This window comes from Actinosynnema sp. CA-299493 (assembly GCF_050946825.1).
Lineage (GTDB): Bacteria > Actinomycetota > Actinomycetes > Mycobacteriales > Pseudonocardiaceae > Actinosynnema.
Genome location: NZ_CP191993.1, coordinates 901,819 through 923,123 on the forward strand (window position 1 = coordinate 901,819; position 21,305 = coordinate 923,123).

A 21,305-nucleotide genomic window follows, 5' to 3' on the forward strand; every position below is an offset into this window, starting at 1 on the left:
CGAGGTGGGGTGGGTCGGGTCAGGAGATGCCTTGGCCGCGTCGACCGGACGCGGTGGTGGTCGGGGTGCCGGTGATGGTGAACTGCGAGCCGGGTTCGATGACGACGGCGCCGGTGGACGAGTTGGTGATGGTCACGGCGGTCAAGGTCGCGCTGCCGCGTGCGCCGCCCATGGCCAGGATGCCCGCGCCGTTGGTGGAGCGGTCGATGCGGACGTTGCTGATGACGACCCCGGGGACGTTGCCGCCGCCCGACTTGAACTGGATGCCGTCGTAGGTGGAGTCGTGGATCTCGGTGTCGCGGATCGTCACGCCGGTGATGTCGCGGCTCTGGGCGAACAGCGTGATCGCGCCGAACTCCTGCGCCTCGCCCCAGAACGCCCCGCCCGTCCGGAACAGGGCGTTGTTGGCGAGCAGGGTCTGGCCGGAGAACGGCAGCGGGTCGTGGTCGGTCGCCAGCATGATGCCCGGGTAGTTCATCGTGTCGTAGATGAGGTTGTTCTCCACCTTGTTGCCGTGACCGCCGTAGATCGCGACGCCGTTGGCCCGCCACGGCAGCTGGATCGTGTTGTTCACGAACGCGTTGTCGTGCGCGACGTCGACCGCCTGGTCCTTGACGTAGCGGTTCGCCCACACCGCCAACGAGTCGTCACCGGTCGTGCGGAACGACGAGTCGAACACCCGTGAGTTGCGCGTGCCGTTGGTGAAGTTGATCCCGTCGGCGTAGGTGTCGCGGATCCTCATGCCGCTGAACTCGACCCCGTCGGCGGGTCCCCACAGCTCCGGGATGTTGTCGTAGTCGCGACCGACCCACACGCCGACGTTCGCGTGCTCGATCCACACGTTGGTGATCTTGGTGCCGGCGCCGAACCGGCCGTTGAGGCCCACCCCGCCCTCGGCGCCGCCCGCACCGCCGCGGATCCGGCCCGAGCCGAAGATCGCGATGTCCGAGATCGTGGTGTTCGCGTCGATGTCGAACCCGAAGTTGCCCTCGTGCGGGTGGTTGATGCCGCCCTGCGCCAAGTGCGGTTCGGTGAGCGTGTGGAGCTGCGAGTGCCACATGCCCGCGCCGCGGATCGTCACGTCGCGGATGCCCACCTGGTTGTGCTGGCCCCGGTTGAGCGGGTCGTCGGTCAGGATCTTCTTCTCCTGCCGCCACTGCCCGGCCGGGATCCACACGCAGCCGATCACTCCGTTCTGGTCGTCGGTCACGGCGCGCTGGATGGCGTCGGTGTCGTCACCGCCGTCACCCGGGACGGCGCCGTAAGCGGTGATGGAGGTGCACTCGGCGGGCTGCGACGACGGTGGCGCGACCTGCTCCAGGTCGATCAGGTCGATGACGTAGAACGCCGCCGTGTCACCCGCGTCGCGTTGCAGCTTGAACCGGGTGCCGGCCGGGTAGGTCCGCCCCAGCAGGGCGTTCGCCTCGTCGAACAGCCGCCGCGCGTCGGCCTGCGGCGTGTTGGTCAACCCCTCGGGGTCGTCCGTGGTGCCGTAGAGCCAGCTGTGCTTGGACGACAACGTCAGCTTCCGCGTGAACACGTCGTCCACGTAGAGGCTGATCGTGGCCTCGATGCCACCGCCGCCGGCCGCGTCCGGGATCGAGTTGCGCACCACGATCGAGTTCGCCGCGGTGGTCGACGTGACCTCCACGAACTGGCCGGTGCCGCTCAGCCGCACGGACTTGCGGCCGGACGACTCGGTGGCGAAGTTCGTGTGCCCGAACCGCCGCAACGGGTCGGCTTCCAGCAGGGTGCCCTGGTAGCGGGCGGCTTCCGCCTCGTGCTCGACGTACGGGACCGCCGCGCCGCGGCCGACCACGATCGACCGCGAGAACGCGTTGTTCGTCTCGTTGGTCTCGGTGACGACGCCGGTCGCGTCGGCCGTGGCGGTGATCGTCGCGCCGCCCGCGGTGGCCGTCCACGTGCCGCCGACCGGCACGGTGACCGTCGCGCCCGCCGCGACGGCCGGGGTCTGCCCGTTGAGCGTGGCGCCGCCGACCGTGACCCGCGTGACGCTGCCCGCGCCGACGGCGGTGGTGCCCCGGTTGCGCACCGACGCGGTGAACGACACGGGCGCGCCGACCGCCGGGTTGGACGGGGTGGACGTGACGCCGGCGACGGTCAGGTCCGGGCCGGGCGCCTGCGCCACCACCAGCGGGGACGGCGCGGTGTGCGCGTTGTTGCCGTTGTCCTGCTCGATGACGGCGTCGGTGGGGTCGACCACCGCCTTGACCGGGTAGCTGCCCATCGCCCGCCGGCCCGCGTTCACCGACACCGCTGTCGACGCGCCGGCGGCCAGCCCGGCGACCGGCGCGCTGCCGACGACCGTGCCGCCGAGGCTGAAGTCGACCGTGGTCGGGCCGGAGGCGGCCGAGCCGGTGTTGCGGACCGCGGCCGACAGCGTGACGGCGTCGACCTCCGACGGTGCGGCCGGCGTCCACGTCACCGACGCCACGGTCAGGTCCGGGTTCGGCGCGGGCGTGCCGAGGACCTGGAGCTCGGCCACCTGCCCGCCGGGCGCGCCGGTGTTGCCGAAGAACTCCAGCCGCACGTCCGCCGCCCGCCTGCCGATCGGCACCGTCACCGAGTTCTGGTTCCCGGCCGGGCTGAACGCGTGCTCGGCGCGGGCCGCCAGCGACGTGAAGCCCGCCGCGCCCTGCTCACGGCCGAGCACCTGGAAGCTCTGCGTCCGCGGCCCCCACACCGGGTCGGGGTCGAGCTTGACCACGACCGAGTCCACGTCGGCGTTCGCGCCGAGCTTCACGGTCAGCGTGGCCGACTGCCCGCCCGCCTCCCAGTACGTGGCGAGGTTGCCGTCGGTGGCGTTGGCGGCGACGAAGCCGAACGTCGACGACGACGCCTCGACCGGCTTGCCCGCCGCGAGGTTCGTGCCGCCGCCCCGGCCGACGCGCGTCACCGCGTTGCTGTCACCGGACACGTTGCCCGCCGCGTCACGCGCCCGCACCGTGTAGGTCACGGTGGCGGTGGTCGGTTGGCTGTCGGTGTGGGTGAGCGTCGTGCCGGACACGGTGGCGCGCGGCGCGCCGTTGGCGAAGACGGTGTAGCCGGTCACGCCCGTGTCGTCGGTCGACGCCGTCCACGTCAGCCGGACCTGGCCGGCGGCGGGCTCGGTGAACGAGAGGCTGCCCGGCGCGGTCGGCGCCCGGCCGTCGCCGGTGGCGGCGCCGTAGACCTCGAACTCCGAGACCTGGGCGGCGGGCCAGCCGGTGTTGCCGGTGACGCGCAGCCGCACGTGCCGGGCGTCCCGCGCGGTGAAGTCGATGGTGGCGGTGTTGCCGCTCGCCGGGGCGAACAGCCGCGCGGCGGACGGCGAGAGGTCGGTGAACGTCGTGCCGTCCGTGCTGCCCTGCACGGCGAGCGTCTGCGTGCGCTCGCCCCAGCCGGTCGGCAGCTCCAGCACGACCCGGCTCACGCCGAACGTCGCGCCGAGGTCGACCTGGAGCCACTGCGGGAACGCGTTGTTCGCGCTCTCCCAGTAGGAGGACTGGTTGCCGTCGGTGGTGTTGGCCGCCGGGTAGCCGGCCTGCGCGCTGCTCGCCGACGTGGCCTTGCCCGCGGCCAGGTCGACCGGGGCGACGCGCACGGGGTCGGGCGCCGCCGAGGCGGGGGAGAGGCCGAGCACGGTCAGGCCGACCGCCAGGATGCCGCCGACCAGTCGCCGGCTGCGCTGCTTCCGTTTCATCGGTGTCCTCTTCGTTGGGGACGACGGTGCGCTGACGGCAGACCGCGGCGGAGCGCCTGCCGCTAAGTTGCGAGTCGATATGAAGATTTTGAGCTGTAACTGTCAACTTCTTGCGGAGTTGCGTACAAAGGTTTCAGACGCGCGGCGGTTCGTCAACGGCCGACCGGACGCGGGCCGCGACCGGACGCGGGCAGCACGGAACAGGGGCCCCCGGAATCCGGGAGCCCCTGTGCGAGGGTCGGTTCGTCAGCGGCCGGCGGGGGTGACGTTCAGCAGCCGGCCGGCGAGCCCGCGCGACCGCGTGGACAGCCTGGTCGCCACGGTCGTCAGCACCTGCCCGGCGGGCGACTCCGGGTGCGCCAGCACGATCGGCGTGCCCGAGTCGCCCTGCTCGCGCACCCGCTGGTCGAGCGGGACCTGGCCCAGCAGCGGCACGTCCGCGCCCACGGCCTGGGTCAGCGAGTCGGCCACGGCCTGCCCGCCGCCCGAGCCGAACACGTCCATCCGGGTGCCGTCCGGCAGCTCCAGCCACGACATGTTCTCGATCACGCCGGCGATGCGCTGCCGCGTCTGCAACGCGATCGACCCGGCCCGCTCCGCCACCTCGGCCGCCGCCTGCTGCGGCGTGGTCACGACCAGGATCTCGGCGTTCGGCACGAGCTGCGCCACCGAGATGGCGATGTCGCCGGTGCCCGGCGGCAGGTCGAGCAGCAGCACGTCCAGGTCGCCCCAGAACACGTCGGCCAGGAACTGCTGCAACGCCCGGTGCAGCATCGGGCCGCGCCACACGACCGGCGTGTTGCCGGACGTGAACATGCCGATCGAGATGAGCTTCACGCCGTGCGACTGCGGCGGCATGATCATCTTCTCGACCTGGGTGGGCCGCGCGTCCGTGCCGAGCATCCGGGGGATGGAGTGGCCGTAGATGTCGGCGTCCACCACGCCGACGGACAGCCCGCGCGCGGCCATCGCGACGGCCAGGTTCACCGTCACCGACGACTTGCCGACACCGCCCTTGCCCGACGCGACGCAGTACACCCGGGTCAGCGAGCCGGGCTGGGCGAACGGGATCACCGGCTCCTCGACGCCGCCGCGCAGCGACTTGCGCAGCTCCGTGCGCTGCGCGTCGCTCATCACGTCCAGCTCGACGCGGACGCCGGTCACGCCGTCGAGCGCGGTCACGGCGGCGGTCACGTCGGCGGTGATCTTGTCGCGCAGCGGGCAGCCGGAGACGGTCAGGAAGACCGCCACGTCCACGATCCCGTCGTCACCGACCACGACGCCCTTGACCATGCCGAGGTCGGTGATCGGACGCCGGATCTCCGGGTCCTGGACGCCGGCCAACGCCTTCTGCACGTCGTCAACGGTAGGAAGAGTCACGGGAACGCCTTCGGGAGAGGGTGGTGGGACCGCCATGCTACGGCGGGCCGTGCACTTCCAAGCTACCGGTCGGTCACCCCGGTTCCGGGGGCAGCGCGCAGCCGCTCGCGTGCTTTCCGTAACATCGGTATCCGTGCCGGAAACCGGATCTGCCCGGTTGCCCACCCGTACCGAGCTGGGGGTGTGGCGATCCTTCCTCCGGGCGCACGCGAGGCTCACCCGGATCCTGGAATCCGAACTGATCGCCGAGCAACGCTTGTCGCTCGCGGCCTACGACGTCCTGGTCCAGCTCGCCGAGGCGTCGCAGCACCGACTGCGGATGACCGAGCTGGCCGACGCCGTGCTGCTGTCGCGCTCCGGCGTCACCAGACTCGTCGACCGCCTGGAACGCGCGGGCCTGGTGCTGCGGGAACGCGCCGACGGCGACGGCCGCGGCGTGGTGGCGGTGCTCACCTCGCAGGGCCTGGAGCGGCTGCGCGTGGCGTCCGGCACGCACCTCGCGGGCGTGGCGCGGCACTTCGCGGAGACGTTCGGCCACGCCGAGCTGGAGGCGTTCGGCCACACGTGCGACCGGCTGGGCGCCGACGAGCCCTGACGCTCAGGACGACGGCACGTCGTCCTTGAGGTCCACGACGTCGCCGAGCTCCTTGGCGTCCCTGAGGTCCTTCGCGTCCTTGGTGTCCTTGGCGGGGAGGTCCCTGGCGTCCTTGCCGGGCCGCTTGCGCTCGCGGAACACGCGTTCCAGCTCGCTGCGCAGGTAGTCGCGGGTCGCCACCTCGCCCACGGCGATGCGCAGCGCGGCCAGCTCGCGGGCCATGTACTCGGTGTCGGCCTTGGTCTGCGCGGCCCGGGCCCGGTCCTCCTCCAGCGACACCCGGTCGCGGTCGTCCTGCCGGTTCTGCGCCAGCAGGATCAGCGGCGCGGCGTACGCGGCCTGCGTGGAGAACGCCAGGTTGAGCAGGATGAACGGGTACGGGTCCCAGCGCAGCGTCACCGCGAACAGGTTCAGCGTGATCCAGATGATCACCAGCAGCGTCTGCCAGAACAGGAACTTGCCGGTGCCCAGGAACCGGGCCAGGCGCTCGGAGAACCGGCCGAACGCCTCCGGGTCCAGCGACAGCCGGAACCGGCCCTCCGTGCGCGGCTGGTCGAGCCGTCGACGCGGCAGCAGCTCAGGCATGGGACAGCCCCGTTTCGCGCCAGTTGGCCGGCAGCAGGTGGTCGAGCACGTCGTCCACGGTGATCGCGCCGAGCAGGTGGTCGCTCTCGTCCACCACCGGCCCGCACACCAGGTTGTAGGCGGCGAAGTAGCGGGTCACGTCGCTGAGCGAGGCGGTCGGCGACAACGTCGCCAGGTCCGTGTCCAGCACGCCCGCGACCAGGTCCGACGGCGGCTCGCGCAGCAGCCGCTGGATGTGCACGCAGCCCAGGTAGCGGCCGGTGGGCGTGGCCGTCGGCGCCCGGCACACGAACACCATGCTGGCCAGCGCGGGCGTCAGGTCCGGGTTGCGCACGTGCGCCAGCGCCTCCGCCACGGTCGCGTCCGGCGCGAGCACCACCGGTTCCGGCGTCATCAGGCCGCCCGCGGTGTCGAAGCTGTACTCCAGCAGCCGCCGCACCGGCTCGGACTCCGCCGGCTCCATCAGCTCCAGCAGCCGGTCCTTCTCCACCTCGGACAGCTCCGACAGCAGGTCGGCCGCGTCGTCGGGGTCCATGGCCTCGAGGATGTCCGCGGCGCGCTCGTCGTCCAGGTAGGCCAGCAGGTCCTTCTGGTCCTCCTCGGCCATCTCCTCGATCACGTCGGCGAGCCGTTCGTCGTCCAGCGCCTCGGCCACCTCGTAGCGCCGCTTGGCCGGCAGGCTGTGCAGGGCCAGCGCCACGTCCGCCGCGCGCATCGTCTCGAAGATCGCCACCAGGTGCTGCGCGCCCTGCGGCTGGCCGGCCAGCTCGGTCACCGACAGGCCGGTCAGGTCCTCCCAGCGCAGCACCTGCACCGGTCCGCGCCGGGCCAGCCGGCCGGTGCGCTCCCGGACCGCGACCCGCGTCATCCGCCAGTCCCGCGTGCGGCTGGGTTCCATCGCGGCGTCGACCAGCACCGCCACCACGCCGGAGCCGAGCGTGACGCGCGCGTCGAGCAGCTCGCCGACCACCAGCACCTCGTTGGCGCGCTGGTGGAACTGGCGCAGGTTGACCGACCCGGTGACGAGCGTCACGGCGTTCGGCTCGATCGAGTTGACCCGCAGCATCGGCACGAAGATGCGCCGCCGGGTCGCCAGCTCCAGCACCAGGCCGAGCACGCGGGGCGGCTGGCGGTCCACCCGCAGGCCGATGACCAGGTCGCGGACCTTGCCGATCGACTCGCCGTCCGGCCCGAACACGGGCAACCCGGCGAGCTGAGCGGCGAAGACCCGGTTCACGGCAGGCACGTGATCAGGCTAGTCCGCCGGGTGCGCCACCGCTGCGTTCCACTGTGGACGTCCCCGGTCAGGTTCGCCGCCAGGTCTCCGGTCGGGTTCCTGGTCGGGTCTCCGGCCGGAACGCGTGGGTGATCGCCTCGACGGCGACGGCCATCTCCTCCAGCCCGCCCGCCAGGCACCACAGCCAGGTGTCGACGGCGCGGCAGAACGTCCAGGCGCGGGCCCGGTCGGCGTCGAGCTCGCCGATGTCGCACAGGGCGGCGAACCGGTCGCGCAGGCCGCGTTCGCCGGCCAGTTCGCCGAACCTGTTCCACAGCAACGGGATCACGCCGAACTCGCGGTCGCCCGCCAGCGGTTTCGGATCGATCATCAGCCACGGCTCGCGGTCGCCGCGCAACACGTTCTGGTAGTGCAGGTCCTGGTTGACCAGCGTGTTCCCGGCGTGCCCGACGAGGTCGCGGCCCAGTTCGCGAGCCTGCTCGACGAGGGCGGCGGGCAGCGGGCCGCCCAGGTCGGCGTTCTCCGCGACCAGGTCGGGGAAGTCGTGGCGGCGGAACTCCGGTCCCGCCGGGACGCGCAGCCGGCGCAGCAGTCCGCCGGTGACGGCCAGCGCCTCCTCGATCGGCGCGTCGTCCAGCGACCTGGTGTGGTCGAGGCGTTCCAGCAGCAGCGCGCCGTGCCGGTCGTCGTGGTCGAGCAGCGCCACCACGCCCTGACCGGCCCACGCCCGGAGCGCCAGTGGCTCCTGCCGGGTCTCATCGTCCACCCAGGTGAGCTTGAGCACGGCCGGGTGGCCGTCGGCGCGGCGCACCGGGAGGACGACGGCGACGTTGCCGTTGAGCAGGGCACCGTCCGGGGTGAGGCGCCAGCGCGCGCAGAACTTCGTGGCCAGCGAGGGCAGGGAGGCGCGCCAGTCCCGCGCCTCCTCGCCCAGGATCGCGCCGAAGCCCTCGGGGACGGTGATCACGCGAGCTCCAGGCGGTAGACGTCGTCCCACTCCGGGCGGCCGTTCAGGCGGGCGGCTCTCAGCGCCTGCGCGGCGTCGTCGTCCAGGTCCGCGCGGCGTGCGGTGGCCCGTGCGTCGACCAGGTGGGAGCGGGTGGTGGGGGAGCGGACGGTGACCGTGCACCCGACGCCGTCGGCCAGGCCCGGCACCCGCTGTTCCGTGCCGCCGACGGCCACCAGGACGGCCCCGTCGCGCCACAGCGCCCACACCAGCCGCGGCTCGTGGCCGTCCGGTCGGATCCACACCGCGGCGGCCTTGCGCAGCGCGTTGTCCAGCACCTGCTCGATCTCCACCGGTTCAGCCTGCCACGGGCCTGTGAGCCGTGACTCACGCGATGGCGGGCCGTATGCGACCGTGCCACCCTTCGCACCACATGTAGTTACCGGCCGGTACGAGGAGGTACCCCCCAGTGGTCGACCAGCAGCGTCCCCGTCGCTCGTGCCTGGCCGTGCCCGGTTCGAGCCAGAAGATGATCGACAAGGCCCGCACGCTGCCCGCGGACCAGGTGTTCCTCGACCTGGAGGACGCGTGCGCGCCGCTGGCCAAGCCGGGCGCGCGCAAGACCATCGTGGCCTCGTTGAACGAGGGCGACTGGGGCTCCCGCACGCGGGTCGTCCGGGTGAACGACTGGACCACCGAGTGGACCTACCGCGACGTCACCGAGGTCGTCGAGGGCGCCGGCGCGAACCTCGACTGCGTCATGCTGCCCAAGGTGCAGACCGCGGAGCAGGTGCACGCGCTCGACCTGCTGCTCACCCAGATCGAGAAGACCATGGGCTACGAGGTCGGGCGGATCGGCATCGAGGCGCAGATCGAGAACGCGCTCGGCCTGATCAACGTCAACGCCATCGCCACCGCGTCGCCGCGGGTGGAGACGATCATCTTCGGCCCGGCCGACTTCATGGCGTCGATCAACATGAAGTCGCTGGTCGTCGGCGAGCAGCCGCCCGGCTACGACGTCGGCGACGCCTACCACTACATCCTGATGCAGATCCTGATGGCCGCCCGCGCGCACGACAAGCAGGCCATCGACGGCCCTTACCTGCAAATCCGGGACGTCGAGGGCTTCCGCCGCGTGGCCGGCCGCTCGGCCGCCCTCGGGTTCGACGGCAAGTGGGTCCTGCACCCGGGCCAGATCGACGCGGCCAACGAGGTGTACAGCCCGAAGCAGGAGGACTACGACCACGCCGAGAACATCCTCGACGCGTACGACTACTTCACCTCCGAGCGGGGCGGCAAGCGGGGCGCGGTGATGCTCGGCGACGAGATGATCGACGAGGCGTCGCGCAAGATGGCGCTGGTCATCTCGTCCAAGGGACGTGCCGCGGGCATGGCGCGCACGAACGTGTGGTCGCCGCCGGAGGACTGACTTCCCGGGGCTCCCGGCCGGCGCGTGGTCGTCGAGTGATCGCGTGGGCGGCCGGGAGCGCCCTCGAAGCGGCTGCTCGGCTACTGCCCGGGTTACGTCAAGACGGTCGACGGGCCGTTGGCGATCCAGGACCTGGGCCTGACGCGCCCTGCGCGCGCGGTGCCCGCACCTCGACGCCTGGCTCCGGACCTTCGAAGCGCGACCGACCGCGCACGGACCGTCGACCCCGTCGGTGAGCATGACCACAACCCGCGGTGTCGAGTGGCGATCACGGGGGGCCGCCTGTGCATGGTGGTGGGCGTGTCCAGACACCGCACCCCGCGCAGGCGGCTGTTCCAGCGCCGCCGCGACGACCTGGTCGAGCGCAGCTTCCGGCCCTGCCCCGCCTGCTCGCACGACGTCCACGTGTTCGCCGACGTGTGCCGCCACTGCGGTGGCGGGCTGGAGCTGCGCGCCTCCTGATCAGCGCGGTGCCGGCAGGTTCCCGGCCTCGCGGTACAGCCACACCACCAGCACGACCCACAGCACGAGGGCCAGCACCCACAGCACGGTGAGCACCACGCCGATGACGAGCCCGGCGGTCGCCATGCCCCAGCCCTGCTCGCCGGTCCGCCGGATCTGCTTGCGCGCCACGACGCCCAGCACGATGCCCGCCGGTGAGAACAGGAACGCCGTGATCAGCGCCGCGATCGCCATCCCGTTGGTCGGCGCGGGCTGCGGCGGGTAGTAGCCCGGTTGCGGTTGGTACGGCTGCGACATGTGGATCCCCCTGCTGGTCGTGCGGGCGCACAGGCTAACCCGCTGTTTCGGTTCAGCGGGTGGCGATGAGCACTCTCGTGACGCGAACGGGCGTTAACCGGGCCATACTCGCCGGTAACCCGAGAGCTACGAAGGGAAACGCGATGGCGCGCCTGGCCCGGACCGCAGGACTGACCGACGTCCAGGAGGAAATCCTGTCGACGGTTCGCACCTTCGTGGACAAGGAGATCATCCCGCACGCCCAGGCGCTGGAGCACGGCGACACGTACCCGGCCGACATCGTCGAGGGCATGAAGGAGATGGGCCTGTTCGGGCTCACCATCCCGGAGGAGTTCGGCGGGCTCGGCGAGTCGCTGCTGACCTACGCCCTGGTCGTCGAGCAGATCGCGCGCGGCTGGATGTCCGTGTCCGGCGTGATCAACACGCACTTCATCGTGGCGCACATGCTCAAGCAGCACGGCACGCCCGAGCAGCAGGGCAAGTACCTGCCGCGGATGGCGACCGGCGAGGTGCGCGGCTCGTTCTCGATGTCCGAGCCGGAGCTGGGCTCGGACGTGGCGGCGATCCGCACGCGGGCCGTGCGCGAGGGCGACGACTTCGTCGTCAACGGCCAGAAGATGTGGCTGACCAACGGCGGCACGTCCAACCTCACCGCCGTGCTGGTGAAGACCGACGAGGGCGAGGAGAAGGCGCACCGGAACCTGACCACGTTCCTGGTGGAGAAGCCCGAGGGCTACGGCGAGGTCGTGCCCGGCCTGACCATCCCCGGCAAGATCGACAAGATGGGCTACAAGGGCGTCGACACGACCGAGATGGTGTTCGACGGCTTCCGGATCCCGGCGGAGCAGGTGCTCGGCGGCCGGACCGGGCGCGGGTTCCGGCACATGATGGACGGCGTCGAGGTCGGCCGGGTGAACGTGGCGGCGCGGGCGTGCGGCATCGCGCTGCGGTCGTTCGAGCTGGCGATCGAGTACGCGCAGCAGCGCAAGACGTTCGGCAAGCCGATCGCCGAGCACCAGGCCATCGCGTTCAAGCTGGCCGAGATGGCGACCAAGGTCGAGGCCGCCCACCTGATGATGGTGAACGCGGCACGGCTGAAGGACTCGGGCGCGCGCAACGACGTCGAGGCCGGCATGGCCAAGCTCCTCGCGTCGGAGTACTGCGCCGAGGTGACCCAGGAGGCGTTCCGCATCCACGGCGGCTACGGCTACTCCAAGGAGTACGAGATCGAGCGCCTGATGCGCGAGGCGCCGTTCCTGCTCATCGGCGAGGGCACGAGCGAGATCCAGAAGACCATCATCAGCCGGGGCCTGCTGCGCGACTACCAGTCACGCGGCTGACCGAATCCCCGCACCGACCCGGGTGGCCGCCCTTCGACGTCGGACGGCCACCCGAGGTGGATCGGTCGTATGGCGGACCTGAATCCAGGGATCGCGTCGTCCTCGATGGCTCATCGCGTCCCGGATCCTGTCACCGTGTCGGTGCTGTGCGGCGCTGCCGCGTCATACCCGTTTTGCGGCGCCCCGCAGCACCATGAGCGGCGTCAGCGCGAGCACGAGCAGGGTGATCTGACCGGGCGTCCAGCCTGCGGCGAAAGCCGTGAGCACCAGCACCAGCCACGGCGCCTCGGCGAGCAGGTTCTTCGGCAGGGACAGGTGCCATTCCCCTGGCGGGGGGAATGCTTGGACGCCCGTATCGGGGCGGGCGGTACCGCTGTGACCGCTGAGCGGTCTTGAGCTGGACATCTCTACTCCTCGTCCTGAAGACGAATGCGTTCGTAACGGTGCGACCGAGCTGACTGCCGATGACATGGCGGGGGTCAGTCCCCCGGTATCGACTCCGGATCAACATCGAATCTGGATGGATTGGCGACCTTAGGGAGCTTCGCTGCTACCCCTCCGGGTTGAAGATCACGGCAGCGGGTTCCCCGAGCACTGCGGGCGGATCCTCAACGGCCGGTGACGTAGATGGTCGCCGCGACCACGGCCACGGTCCAGCAGACCAGGAACGCCGCTCTCCTGATCGTCGCCGATTGGCTGACGCCGCGTTGCCACCGCGATGCGGCGGCCCACCACCTCTTGGCGAGTCGAGCAGGTCCGTGAGGGCGACCGGTGTCGACGGCCCGCGCCATCAACTCCACCTGCGCGGTCGGTGGGAGAGGGACGGACTCCGGGACGGGTTCGTCTCGCGCTCCTCGGTCGCGGAGCCGCCGCCATTGCGACACCCAGAGGTTCACTTCGAAGGCCGAGCCACCGCACGCCTTCACGAACAACTCGACCTGGTCGGCCCGCGTGGGCAGGGTGGTCTTCAAGGTCGCGACCATCGCTTGGGCGGTGGCCCTCGGCAGGTGTCCGTTGGACCGCTGTTCGATCTGCCGGAACGACGTGCTCGTCTCCGTCCTCACCTTCCGCAGTCCGTCGAGGAACTCGGCTGTCGAGGCGAAGGTGCGGGAGGGCGCCGTGGGTCTAGGGGAGAGGGCGCCTGTCCTGTCGAAATCGAGGCCGTCGAACCACGACGGGTGTTCGTGCACCCGAACTGATTTCCGCGTGCTCGGGGGCCGCCGGCCGGGAGACGCGGTGTGGTGTGTAGTCATCGGATGTCGTCGTAGTGATTGGACCGGTCACCCCAGCCGGCGGTCGTGCCGGGGCGACGGAGGTCGACAGCACCCTGGGCGGGGCAGGGACGAGAAACACATGGAGTACCTCCACGATGGCCTGGACGACGGGGCCGCTTTCCGATGTCCGGCAGTTCGCGCTACCGGAATCGGCGGACGTGGTCTTCACGTCCTGCGGACTTGACCATCATGGCCCCTCCGGCCGCCTGCGAAGCGTCCAGGATCGCTGTCCGGACACCCCGTCACCGTCCAGAGCGTCCAGCACGACGCGTCCAGGATCGTGAGTCGTCGGCCCATGACGCACAGGAACGCGTCCTGAACTGCGCAATGTCACCGGTTCGGGTGTCCAGGAGCGTCCCGAACGGCTGCGTCGACCCAGTAGTCGGAACTACAGTGGGCGATATCGATCAGGACAGCAGGAGGCGCTCTTGGTCGATCCTGAGGTCCGTCTGGAATGGCCTGGACGACATATCGGGTTCACGGGAGTCCTCGTTCGCGCGGGGACTCCCGCACTTCACACCATGGTGTTGCGTCGACCTTCGTCCACCCCGCCGGCCTCACCTCGTCCCCCGGCCCAGGTCACGTTTCACACCCTTCCCGGCGACCTGTTTCGCGCCGCCCGCCCGGTGTTGGCAGGATGGGGAGATCAGCACCGCGAAGAGGTGGTCACCGTGACGAGTTCCTTCTCCGGCCAGAACCGACCCGGGGTGCCTCCCCGTCTGCCCACCCCACCCACCGGTTGGCCCATCGGCTCGTACGGCACCTACGAGGAGGCCCAGCGCGCCGTCGACTTCCTCGCCGACGACGACTTCCCCGTCCAGGAGGTCACGATCGTGGGTGTCGACCTCATGCTCGTCGAACGGGTGACGGGTCGCCTCACCTGGGGACGCGTGCTCGGCACCGGCGCGGCGTCGGGCGCCTGGTTCGGCCTGTTCGTCGGCGTCCTGCTCAGCCTGTTCAACACCGGTCCCGGCGCCAGCCTCGGCCCCATCGTCGCCGGCCTGGTGGTCGGCATCGCGTTCGGCCTGATCTTCGCCGCGGTCGGCTACGGCTCGGCCCGCGGCAAGCGCGACTTCCAGAGCGCCAGCCAGCTCGTCGCGGGCCGCTACGACGTGCTCTGCCAGCCCCGTTCCGCCGAACGCGGCCGCGACCTGCTCGCCAAGCTCGCCATGCGCCCCTCCGACGCGGGCAAGGCGGGCAAGGACTGAGGTTTGCCGCACCACCGGATCGGGTAAGGCCGTTCCGGGCTCCGGTGGTTGCGGCACCTGATCACCGGGCCTACGTTCGTTCCGCCGTTCGGCCCAGCCGACCGGCGGGCACGACGAGGTGCCGGGCGTCGCGGTCTGGCTCCTCCGCTGTCGGGAGAGGAGGCAGGACCGATGAGGGGCAAGGGTCATCGGTTGGCCGCCGCAGGGGGCGCCGCGCTGATCGCGTCGTCCGTGCTGGCGGGCTGTGGTTCGGGTGACGGCGGGATCACCATCAACGTCTACAAGTACCCGCAGCAGAACTTCCAGAAGATCGTCGACAACTGCAACGAGCGGGCCGACGGGTACGAGATCGTCTACCACAAGCTGCCGCGCGAGGCGGACGGCCAGCGCGAGCAGATGGTCCGCCGGCTCGCCGCCGGGGACGACGACATGGACGTGCTGGCCCTCGACGTCACGTGGACCGCCGAACTGGCCGAGGCCGGCTGGATCCGGGAGTTCACCGGCGGGACCAAGGCGCAGGTCGAGGACGGCACGCTGGAGACGCCGCTGGAGACCGCCCGCTACGAGGGCAAGCTGTACGGCGCGCCGGACAACACGAACGTCCAGCTCCTCTGGTACCGGGGCGACCTCGTGCCCACGCCGCCGAAGACGTGGTCCGAGATGATCGAGATGGGCACCCGGCTCGAAGAGGACGGCAACGACAAGACCCCCGGCCGGGTCGCCGCCCAGGGCAAGCAGTACGAGGGCCTCGTCGTCCTCTACAACACCCTGGTCAACACCGCCGGCGGGCAGATCCTGGACGAGGGCGGCGCCAAGGCGGTCGTCGACGAGGGCGCGGTCCAGGCGCTGGAGGTGCTCAAGCGGTTCGCCACGTCCAAGGTGGTCGACCCGTCGTTCTCCAACGCCGCCGAGGACGACGCCCGCCTCTCCATGGAGACCGGCAAGGCCGCGTTCCAGCTGAACTGGCCCTACGTCTACGCCGCCGCCCAGGCCGTGCCCGACCTCGCCCCGAACCTGAAGTGGGCGCCCTACCCGTCGATCGACGGCGGACCGGCCGAGGTCACCGTCGGCGGCATCAACTACGCGGTCAGCGCCTTCTCCCGGCACCCCGACGAGTCGTTCGACGCCGTCACGTGCCTGCGCAGCGCGGAGCACCAGAAGTTCGCCGCCATCAACGACGGCGTGCCGCCCACCATCGAGTCCGTCTACGACGACCCGGAGATGGCCGAGCCGTACCCGATGAAGGAAGCGATCCTGGAGACACTGAAGAACGCGAGCGCCCGCCCGCGCACCCCCGCCTACCAGAACGTCTCGACCGTCATCTCCACGATCCTCTCGCCACCGGCCGACCTCGACCCGCGGGCCACCGCCGACCGGCTGCGCGCCGAGCTCCAGGACGCGCTCGACTCGAAGGGGGTGCTGCCGTGAGCCACGCGTCGGACACCGCGCCGGCCGCCACCGGACCGGGCGCCGCCGAGCCGCGGCTGTCGCCCAAGGCCAAGGCCAAGGCCGCGCTCAGCGAGGGCAAGAAAGCCGAACGCCGGCTCGGCCTGCTGCTGTGCGCGCCCGCGATCCTGATCATGGCCGCCGTCGCGGGCTGGCCGATCCTCTACTCCCTCTGGCTGTCGTTGCAGCGCTACGACCTGAAGTTCCCCGACCGCACCGAGTTCGTCGGCCTGGACAACTACGTCACCGTGCTCACCAACCCCTATTGGTGGAACGCCATGTGGGTGACGGTGCTCATCACGGTGGTGTCCGTGGCGGTCGAACTGGTGCTCGGCATGGCGCTGGCGCTGATCATGCACCGCACCCTGGTCGGCCGGGGCATCGTGCGCACGTCCACGCTCATCCCGTACGGCATCGTCACGGTCGTCGCCGCGTTCTCCTGGCGCTACGCCTGGACGCCCGGCACCGGCTACCTGGCCGAGACGATCGCGGGCGGCGACCCCGTGCTCACCCAGAAGATCCCGGCGATCATGGTCGTGACGCTGGCCGAGATCTGGAAGACCACGCCGTTCATGGCCCTGCTGCTGATGGCGGGCCTGGCGCTGGTGCCGGACGACCTGCTCAAGGCCGCCGCGATGGACGGCGCGAGCGCGTGGCAGCGGTTCACCAAGGTCATGGTCCCGGTGATGAAGCCGGCGATCCTGGTGGCGCTGCTGTTCCGCACGCTCGACGCGTTCCGCATCTTCGACAACCTGTTCGTGCTCACGGCGGGCTCGCAGGGCACGTCGTCGGTGTCGATGCTGACCTACAACAACCTGATCAAGGGCCTGAACCTGGGCATCGGCTCGACCATGTCGGTGCTGATCTTCATCGCGGTGGCGATCATCGCGTTCGTGTTCGTGAAGCTGTTCGGCACCGCCGCGCCCGGCGGCGACGGGGGGAGGCGCTGATGGCGGGCATCGGCGGAGCCGTGACCACGGGCCGCAAGGCGCGCTGGACCGTCCTGAACGTCCTGGTGGTGGCGTACGCGCTGGTCCCGGTGCTGTGGATCGTGTCGCTGTCGTTCAAGACCAAGGAGACCCTGGGCGACGGCAACTTCATCCCGCGCGCCTGGACGTTCGACAACTACAAGGCGATCTTCTCCACCACCGAGTTCGTCCGCGCGCTGGTGAACTCGATCGGCATCGCGCTGATCGCCACGGCCGTCGCGGTCGTGTTCGGCACGATGGCCGCCTACGCGATCGCCCGGCTCGACTTCCCCGGCAAGCGCCTGCTGGTCGGGGTGTCGCTGCTGATCGCGATGTTCCCGCAGATCTCGCTGGTCTCGCCGCTGTTCGAGATCGAGCGGGCGCTCGGGCTGTTCGACACCTGGCCCGGCCTGATCCTGCCCTACATCACCTTCGCGCTGCCGCTGGCGATCTACACGCTGTCGGCGTTCTTCCGCGAGATCCCGTGGGAGCTGGAGAAGGCGGCGAAGATGGACGGCGCGACGCCCGGCCAGGCGTTCCGCCGGGTCATCGCGCCGCTGGCCGCGCCCGGCGTGTTCACCACCGCGATCCTGGTGTTCATCTTCTGCTGGAACGACTTCCTGTTCGCGATCTCGCTGACCTCCACCGAGAGCTCGCGCACGGTGCCGGTCGCGCTGTCGTTCTTCACCGGCGGCTCGCAGTTCGAGGACCCGACCGGGTCGATCGCCGCCGCCGCCGTGGTGATCACCGTCCCGATCATCCTGTTCGTGTTGTTCTTCCAGCGTCGGATCGTCGCCGGGTTGACCTCCGGCGCCGTCAAGGGGTGAGGCAATGGCCGAGATCGTCCTGGACAGCGTGACCAAGCAGTACCCCGACGGCGCGGTGGCCGTGCGGGACGTGGACATCGAGATCGCCGACGGCGAGTTCATCATCCTGGTCGGCCCGTCCGGCTGCGGGAAGTCCACGACCCTGAACATGATCGCGGGCCTGGAGGACATCACGTCCGGCGAGCTGCGCATCGGCGGCGAGCGGGTCAACGAGCGCGCGCCCAAGGACCGCGACATCGCGATGGTGTTCCAGTCCTACGCGCTCTACCCGCACATGACCGTGAAGGAGAACATGGCCTTCCCGCTGCGGCTGGCCAAGGTGGACGACGCGACCGTCGAGAAGAAGGTCCGCGACGCCGCCGCGATCCTGGACCTGACCCACCACCTGGACCGCAAGCCGTCCAACCTGTCCGGCGGGCAGCGGCAGCGGGTCGCGATGGGGCGGGCGATCGTGCGCAACCCCAAGGCGTTCCTGATGGACGAGCCGCTGTCGAACCTCGACGCCAAGCTGCGCGTGCAGATGCGCACGTCGGTGTCGCGGTTGCAGAAGCAGCTCGGCACCACCACCGTGTACGTCACGCACGACCAGACCGAGGCGATGACCCTCGGCGACCGGGTCGTGGTGATGCGCGGCGGCGCGGTGCAGCAGATCGGCGCGCCGCAGTCCCTCTACGACAACCCGGCCAACCTGTTCGTCGCCGGGTTCATCGGCTCGCCCGCGATGAACTTCGTGCCCGCCGCGCTGGAGGACGGCGTGCTGCGGTCGCCGCTGGGCGACGTGCCCCTCACCGACCGGGTGCGGGGGTTGCTGGAAGGCGCCGACGCGCCCCGTGAAGTGATCATGGGGTTGCGGCCCGAGCACTTCGAGGACGCCCGGCTGGTGGACGACGCCGTTCGCCCGAAGGGCGTCACGTTCACCGACCACGTGGACGTGCTGGAGTCGATGGGCTCCGACAAGTTCGCCTACTTCAGCCTCCGGGGTGAGCAGGCGACCTCGGCGGAGCTGGCCGAGCTCGCCGCCGACGCGGGCTCGGCCGACGTGCCCGGCGGCGGCGTGTCGCTGGTCGCCCGGATCGCCGCGACGTCCACCGCGGTGGAGGGCGAGCCGGCCGACATCTGGTTCGACGCCGACCAGGTGCAGCTGTTCGACCCGGACAACGGCCGCAACCTCACCTACCGCGGCTGAACCACCTCTCCGGAGGGCCGTCCCCGTTCGTCGGACTCGTGCCGCGGGGGCGGCCTTTCACACTTTCAGGCGAAGCTCAACGGGAGGTTTCCGGAGGTCGCGGGCAGTTGCCGACCAGTCCGGACCATCGGCAGGGACGAACTCCCTGGGCCATTCAGCGCAGCAAACGCACATCTCGTCGCATTTGTGGCGCGACCGGTGCCGGTCATCCCCACGCTGGGCGGAGGCGGAAACGACTCCGGCCGTAAAGAGCCGGGGCAGGGGAGTCCGCCGAGCACAGAGAAGAGCGCGAGATGGGGATTCTTGACGGCAAAGCAGTGGTGATCACCGGGGCGGGACGGGGTCTGGGCGAGGCCTACGCGATGCACGCCGCGCAGGCCGGCGCCGCGGTCGTGGTCAACGACATCGACGCTGACCAGGCAGAACAGGTGGCGGAGCACATCCGGGCGTACGGCGGGCGGGCGGTGGCGAGCTCGGCGTCGGTGGCCGATCCCAGCGAGGCGGAGAAGATCGTGGGAATGTGCCTGACCGAGTTCGGCCGGGTCGACGGCCTGGTCAACAACGCCGGGCTCAACTACGAGGCGCTGCCGTGGGAGGACGAGCCGGAATCCATCCGGCGGATCGTCGAGGTCAACCTCCTGGGTGTCATCTACACCGGAATGGCCGCGATGCGCGTGATGCGCGAGCAGGGCCGCGGCTCGATCGTGAACATTTCGTCAGGCGCGTTTCTCGGCCAGCGCAAACTCGCCGCCTACTCGGCCACCAAAGGCGCGGTGGCCTCGCTCAGCTCGTCGTGGGCACTCGACCTGGAAGGGGACAACATCCGGGTCAACGCCGTCTGCCCGGTCGCCCACACCCGGATGGTGTGGAAGTCGGAGCGCTCGCTGCGGGCCATCCCCGCCGACCGCACCCCCGGCAAGGTCGCGCCGCTGGTGCTGTTCCTGCTCAGCGACGCGGCCGACGGCATCACGGGCCAGATCGTCCGGTGCAACGGCCGCCAGCTGCACCTCGTGGGCCACCCGTACTTCAAGCAGCCGATCCTGGAGAGCGACACCTGGGACACCGCGTCGGTGAAGCGGGCGTTCGACGGCGTCCTGCAAGCCCACCTGGAACCGTTCGGCCTGGAGAAGCGCATGCCGCCGCGCCTGCGCGAACTGGTCGAACCCGGCCGCACGGCCTGAGTCGGGCGGGGGAGTGCCGTCCGGCGCTTCCCCCGCCTCGAAGCGCCGGTCCGCCGGAGTTCACCTGTTTGCGGGTGCGCTGAATCGGATCCGCCCGCCTGGTCACACCTTCGGGTGATCGCCTGATAGGTGGTCCTTGCTGCGACGATGCTGGACATGGGCACGCGCGCTCCCCGGGTCACGGACTGGCGGCTGGTGGTGCAGTCGCGGTTGGACCGCGTGCGCGCCGACCTCGCCGCGCTCGGAGCACCCGATCCGCTCGACCCGGAGAGCACGCAGTGGCGCCGGGTGGCGGAGCAGGAGGCCGCCGTGGTCGAGGACATGGTCACGCGGGCCGAGTCGCGCTGGCGCACGGTGGCGTCGTGGTGGTCCGGGTGGCACATCGAGCGGGCCTGGCGGTCGTTGCACGAGGCCGAGATCGCGGTCGTGGCGGCGGACAGCGGGTTCCTCGGGCGGTTGCCCGGCCTGAAGGCCCGGGTCGCGGAGAACCTGGACGAGCACGACCCGCGGCGGATCGCGCTGGAGGAGCTGCGACCCGGCGAGTTCCCGCTCTCGGTGGAACGGGAGATCGTGGTGGACGCGCTGCGAGCCGCCTTCGACGCCTCCGACTTCGCCCACGCCGGGTCCCGGGCGCTGCGCAACAAGCTGATCGCCACGTCCGTGGTGCTGTTCGTGGTGAACACGGCGCTCGGGTTGATCGGCCTGACCGAGCCCGGCCTGGTGCCGATGTGCGTCAGCGCGGAGAAGCTGCCCACGGTGTGCCCGTCGGGCAAGTCGGCGACCGGCGCGGACGTGTGGCTGATCCAGTTGTTCGGCGCGTTCGGCGCGGTGCTCTCGGCCGTCGTCCTGCTCCTGCGCCGCCGGCCCAGCCTCTCGCCGTACGTGATGGTCGGCTACCAGGCGATGATCAAGGTCCTGCTGGGCTCGGCGCTCGCGGTGGTCGGCATCCTGGCCCTCGGCGCGGGCGTGACGACCGGCCTCATCGGCGTGGCGTCCCAGGCCGCCCTGCTGCTCTGGGCCGTCATCCTCGGCTACGGCCAGCAGGTCGCGACCCGGCTGCTGGACAGCTACACGGACCGGGTGATGGACCAGGCCCGCCCGCTGCCCAGGCTCGAAGGCCAGCGATGACCCCGGTGCTCCCGGCGGCGGCCCTCCTCGGGGCACGGGGACGTTCGACCGCCTCGCCGGCCACCGCGAGCACCCCCGGCGCCCACCGGGCCCGAGCGCCGCGGCGGCCGGCG

Annotated in this window: 20 protein-coding genes; 11 read left to right on the forward strand and 9 right to left on the reverse strand. The window is 70.9% G+C overall.

The window, feature by feature from the left end; genetic code table 11:
• Positions 1-19 precede the first annotated feature (19 nt).
• The gene (locus tag ACQPYE_RS04480) at positions 20-3,703 is read right to left on the reverse strand and encodes a CARDB domain-containing protein (protein WP_498719311.1); all 3,684 of its coding nucleotides are present in this window, start codon (positions 3,701-3,703) and stop codon (positions 20-22) included.
• Positions 3,704-3,949: 246 nt separating this feature from the next.
• Entirely contained in the window at positions 3,950-5,119 is a 1,170-nt protein-coding gene (locus ACQPYE_RS04485) for an Mrp/NBP35 family ATP-binding protein (protein WP_498719312.1), read from the reverse strand.
• A 97-nt stretch (positions 5,120-5,216) separates the two neighbouring features.
• Here ACQPYE_RS04485 and ACQPYE_RS04490 point away from each other — a divergent pair, with 97 nt between their 5' ends.
• Positions 5,217-5,678: a MarR family winged helix-turn-helix transcriptional regulator gene (locus tag ACQPYE_RS04490; RefSeq protein ID WP_498719313.1), complete on the forward strand. Its 462-nt coding sequence runs from the start codon at positions 5,217-5,219 to the stop codon at positions 5,676-5,678.
• Positions 5,679-5,681: 3 nt separating this feature from the next.
• Here the strand turns inward: ACQPYE_RS04490 and ACQPYE_RS04495 are convergent, their stop codons facing one another.
• From ACQPYE_RS04495 to ACQPYE_RS04510, 4 genes are read right to left on the reverse strand one after another with little or no spacing between them, the layout of a single operon-like run.
• On the reverse strand, positions 5,682-6,263 hold the full coding sequence (locus ACQPYE_RS04495; RefSeq protein WP_498719315.1) for a DUF1003 domain-containing protein: 582 nt from the start codon (positions 6,261-6,263) through the stop codon (positions 5,682-5,684).
• A complete protein-coding gene (locus tag ACQPYE_RS04500; RefSeq protein ID WP_498719318.1) occupies positions 6,256-7,509 on the reverse strand; it encodes a magnesium transporter MgtE N-terminal domain-containing protein in 1,254 nt (417 codons plus the stop codon). The genes ACQPYE_RS04495 and ACQPYE_RS04500 overlap by 8 nt, the downstream gene beginning before the upstream one ends.
• Before the next feature lie 58 nt (positions 7,510-7,567).
• Positions 7,568-8,467: an aminoglycoside phosphotransferase family protein gene (locus ACQPYE_RS04505; RefSeq protein ID WP_498719320.1), complete on the reverse strand. Its 900-nt coding sequence runs from the start codon at positions 8,465-8,467 to the stop codon at positions 7,568-7,570.
• The gene (locus ACQPYE_RS04510; protein WP_498719322.1) at positions 8,464-8,799 is read right to left on the reverse strand and encodes a hypothetical protein; all 336 of its coding nucleotides are present in this window, start codon (positions 8,797-8,799) and stop codon (positions 8,464-8,466) included. Before ACQPYE_RS04510 ends, ACQPYE_RS04505 begins: the two co-directional genes overlap by 4 nt.
• Before the next feature lie 116 nt (positions 8,800-8,915).
• Between ACQPYE_RS04510 and ACQPYE_RS04515 the strand changes: the two genes are divergently transcribed.
• The gene (locus ACQPYE_RS04515) at positions 8,916-9,875 is read left to right on the forward strand and encodes an HpcH/HpaI aldolase/citrate lyase family protein (RefSeq protein ID WP_498719324.1); all 960 of its coding nucleotides are present in this window, start codon (positions 8,916-8,918) and stop codon (positions 9,873-9,875) included.
• Positions 9,876-10,175: 300 nt separating this feature from the next.
• Positions 10,176-10,337, forward strand: coding sequence for a hypothetical protein (locus tag ACQPYE_RS04520; protein ID WP_498719326.1), 162 nt, complete (start codon positions 10,176-10,178; stop codon positions 10,335-10,337).
• Here ACQPYE_RS04520 and ACQPYE_RS04525 read toward each other — a convergent pair whose 3' ends face one another.
• Positions 10,338-10,634, reverse strand: coding sequence for a DUF4190 domain-containing protein (locus ACQPYE_RS04525; RefSeq protein WP_498719328.1), 297 nt, complete (start codon positions 10,632-10,634; stop codon positions 10,338-10,340).
• A gap of 143 nt (positions 10,635-10,777) precedes the next feature.
• Here ACQPYE_RS04525 and ACQPYE_RS04530 point away from each other — a divergent pair, with 143 nt between their 5' ends.
• On the forward strand, positions 10,778-11,974 hold the full coding sequence (locus ACQPYE_RS04530; protein WP_498719332.1) for an acyl-CoA dehydrogenase family protein: 1,197 nt from the start codon (positions 10,778-10,780) through the stop codon (positions 11,972-11,974).
• A gap of 162 nt (positions 11,975-12,136) precedes the next feature.
• On the opposite strand, the gene ACQPYE_RS04535 is transcribed toward ACQPYE_RS04530, so the two are convergent.
• Together ACQPYE_RS04535 and ACQPYE_RS04540 are read right to left on the reverse strand one after the other, a co-directional pair.
• Entirely contained in the window at positions 12,137-12,379 is a 243-nt protein-coding gene (locus ACQPYE_RS04535) for a hypothetical protein (RefSeq protein WP_498719334.1), read from the reverse strand.
• Positions 12,380-12,582: 203 nt separating this feature from the next.
• Complete coding sequence (locus ACQPYE_RS04540; protein WP_498719336.1) at positions 12,583-13,164, reverse strand: hypothetical protein; 582 nt, start codon at positions 13,162-13,164, stop codon at positions 12,583-12,585.
• 746 nt (positions 13,165-13,910) lie between these two features.
• On the opposite strand from ACQPYE_RS04540, the gene ACQPYE_RS04545 reads away from it, so the two are divergent.
• The 7 genes from ACQPYE_RS04545 to ACQPYE_RS04575 all read left to right on the forward strand — a co-directional run bounded on the left by ACQPYE_RS04545 (position 13,911) and on the right by ACQPYE_RS04575 (position 21,192).
• On the forward strand, positions 13,911-14,456 hold the full coding sequence (locus ACQPYE_RS04545; RefSeq protein WP_498719338.1) for a YflT domain-containing protein: 546 nt from the start codon (positions 13,911-13,913) through the stop codon (positions 14,454-14,456).
• 171 nt (positions 14,457-14,627) lie between these two features.
• Positions 14,628-15,884: an ABC transporter substrate-binding protein gene (locus ACQPYE_RS04550; protein ID WP_498719340.1), complete on the forward strand. Its 1,257-nt coding sequence runs from the start codon at positions 14,628-14,630 to the stop codon at positions 15,882-15,884.
• Between the two features lie 56 nt (positions 15,885-15,940).
• The gene (locus ACQPYE_RS04555; RefSeq protein ID WP_498722835.1) at positions 15,941-16,852 is read left to right on the forward strand and encodes a carbohydrate ABC transporter permease; all 912 of its coding nucleotides are present in this window, start codon (positions 15,941-15,943) and stop codon (positions 16,850-16,852) included.
• The gene (locus ACQPYE_RS04560) at positions 16,852-17,697 is read left to right on the forward strand and encodes a carbohydrate ABC transporter permease (RefSeq protein WP_498719343.1); all 846 of its coding nucleotides are present in this window, start codon (positions 16,852-16,854) and stop codon (positions 17,695-17,697) included. The genes ACQPYE_RS04555 and ACQPYE_RS04560 overlap by 1 nt, the downstream gene beginning before the upstream one ends.
• A gap of 4 nt (positions 17,698-17,701) precedes the next feature.
• Positions 17,702-18,883: an ABC transporter ATP-binding protein gene (locus tag ACQPYE_RS04565; protein WP_498719344.1), complete on the forward strand. Its 1,182-nt coding sequence runs from the start codon at positions 17,702-17,704 to the stop codon at positions 18,881-18,883.
• A gap of 293 nt (positions 18,884-19,176) precedes the next feature.
• Positions 19,177-20,064, forward strand: a complete 888-nt coding sequence (locus tag ACQPYE_RS04570) for an SDR family NAD(P)-dependent oxidoreductase (protein WP_498719347.1) — start codon at positions 19,177-19,179, stop codon at positions 20,062-20,064.
• A 156-nt stretch (positions 20,065-20,220) separates the two neighbouring features.
• Positions 20,221-21,192, forward strand: a complete 972-nt coding sequence (locus tag ACQPYE_RS04575) for a hypothetical protein (RefSeq protein WP_498719349.1) — start codon at positions 20,221-20,223, stop codon at positions 21,190-21,192.
• The last annotated feature ends 113 nt before the right edge of the window (positions 21,193-21,305 follow it).

Coding starts and splice junctions, on each gene's coding strand:
- ACQPYE_RS04560 (WP_498719343.1), top strand. CDS start 16,852: ATGGCGGGCATCGGCGGAGCCGTGACCACGGGCCGCAAGGCGCGCTGG.
- ACQPYE_RS04525 (WP_498719328.1), bottom strand. CDS start 10,634: ATGTCGCAGCCGTACCAACCGCAACCGGGCTACTACCCGCCGCAGCCC.
- ACQPYE_RS04565 (WP_498719344.1), top strand. CDS start 17,702: ATGGCCGAGATCGTCCTGGACAGCGTGACCAAGCAGTACCCCGACGGC.
- ACQPYE_RS04535 (WP_498719334.1), bottom strand. CDS start 12,379: ATGTCCAGCTCAAGACCGCTCAGCGGTCACAGCGGTACCGCCCGCCCC.
- ACQPYE_RS04570 (WP_498719347.1), top strand. CDS start 19,177: ATGGGGATTCTTGACGGCAAAGCAGTGGTGATCACCGGGGCGGGACGG.
- ACQPYE_RS04485 (WP_498719312.1), bottom strand. CDS start 5,119: ATGGCGGTCCCACCACCCTCTCCCGAAGGCGTTCCCGTGACTCTTCCT.
- ACQPYE_RS04575 (WP_498719349.1), top strand. CDS start 20,221: ATGGGCACGCGCGCTCCCCGGGTCACGGACTGGCGGCTGGTGGTGCAG.
- ACQPYE_RS04495 (WP_498719315.1), bottom strand. CDS start 6,263: ATGCCTGAGCTGCTGCCGCGTCGACGGCTCGACCAGCCGCGCACGGAG.
- ACQPYE_RS04480 (WP_498719311.1), bottom strand. CDS start 3,703: ATGAAACGGAAGCAGCGCAGCCGGCGACTGGTCGGCGGCATCCTGGCG.
- ACQPYE_RS04550 (WP_498719340.1), top strand. CDS start 14,628: ATGAGGGGCAAGGGTCATCGGTTGGCCGCCGCAGGGGGCGCCGCGCTG.
- ACQPYE_RS04530 (WP_498719332.1), top strand. CDS start 10,778: ATGGCGCGCCTGGCCCGGACCGCAGGACTGACCGACGTCCAGGAGGAA.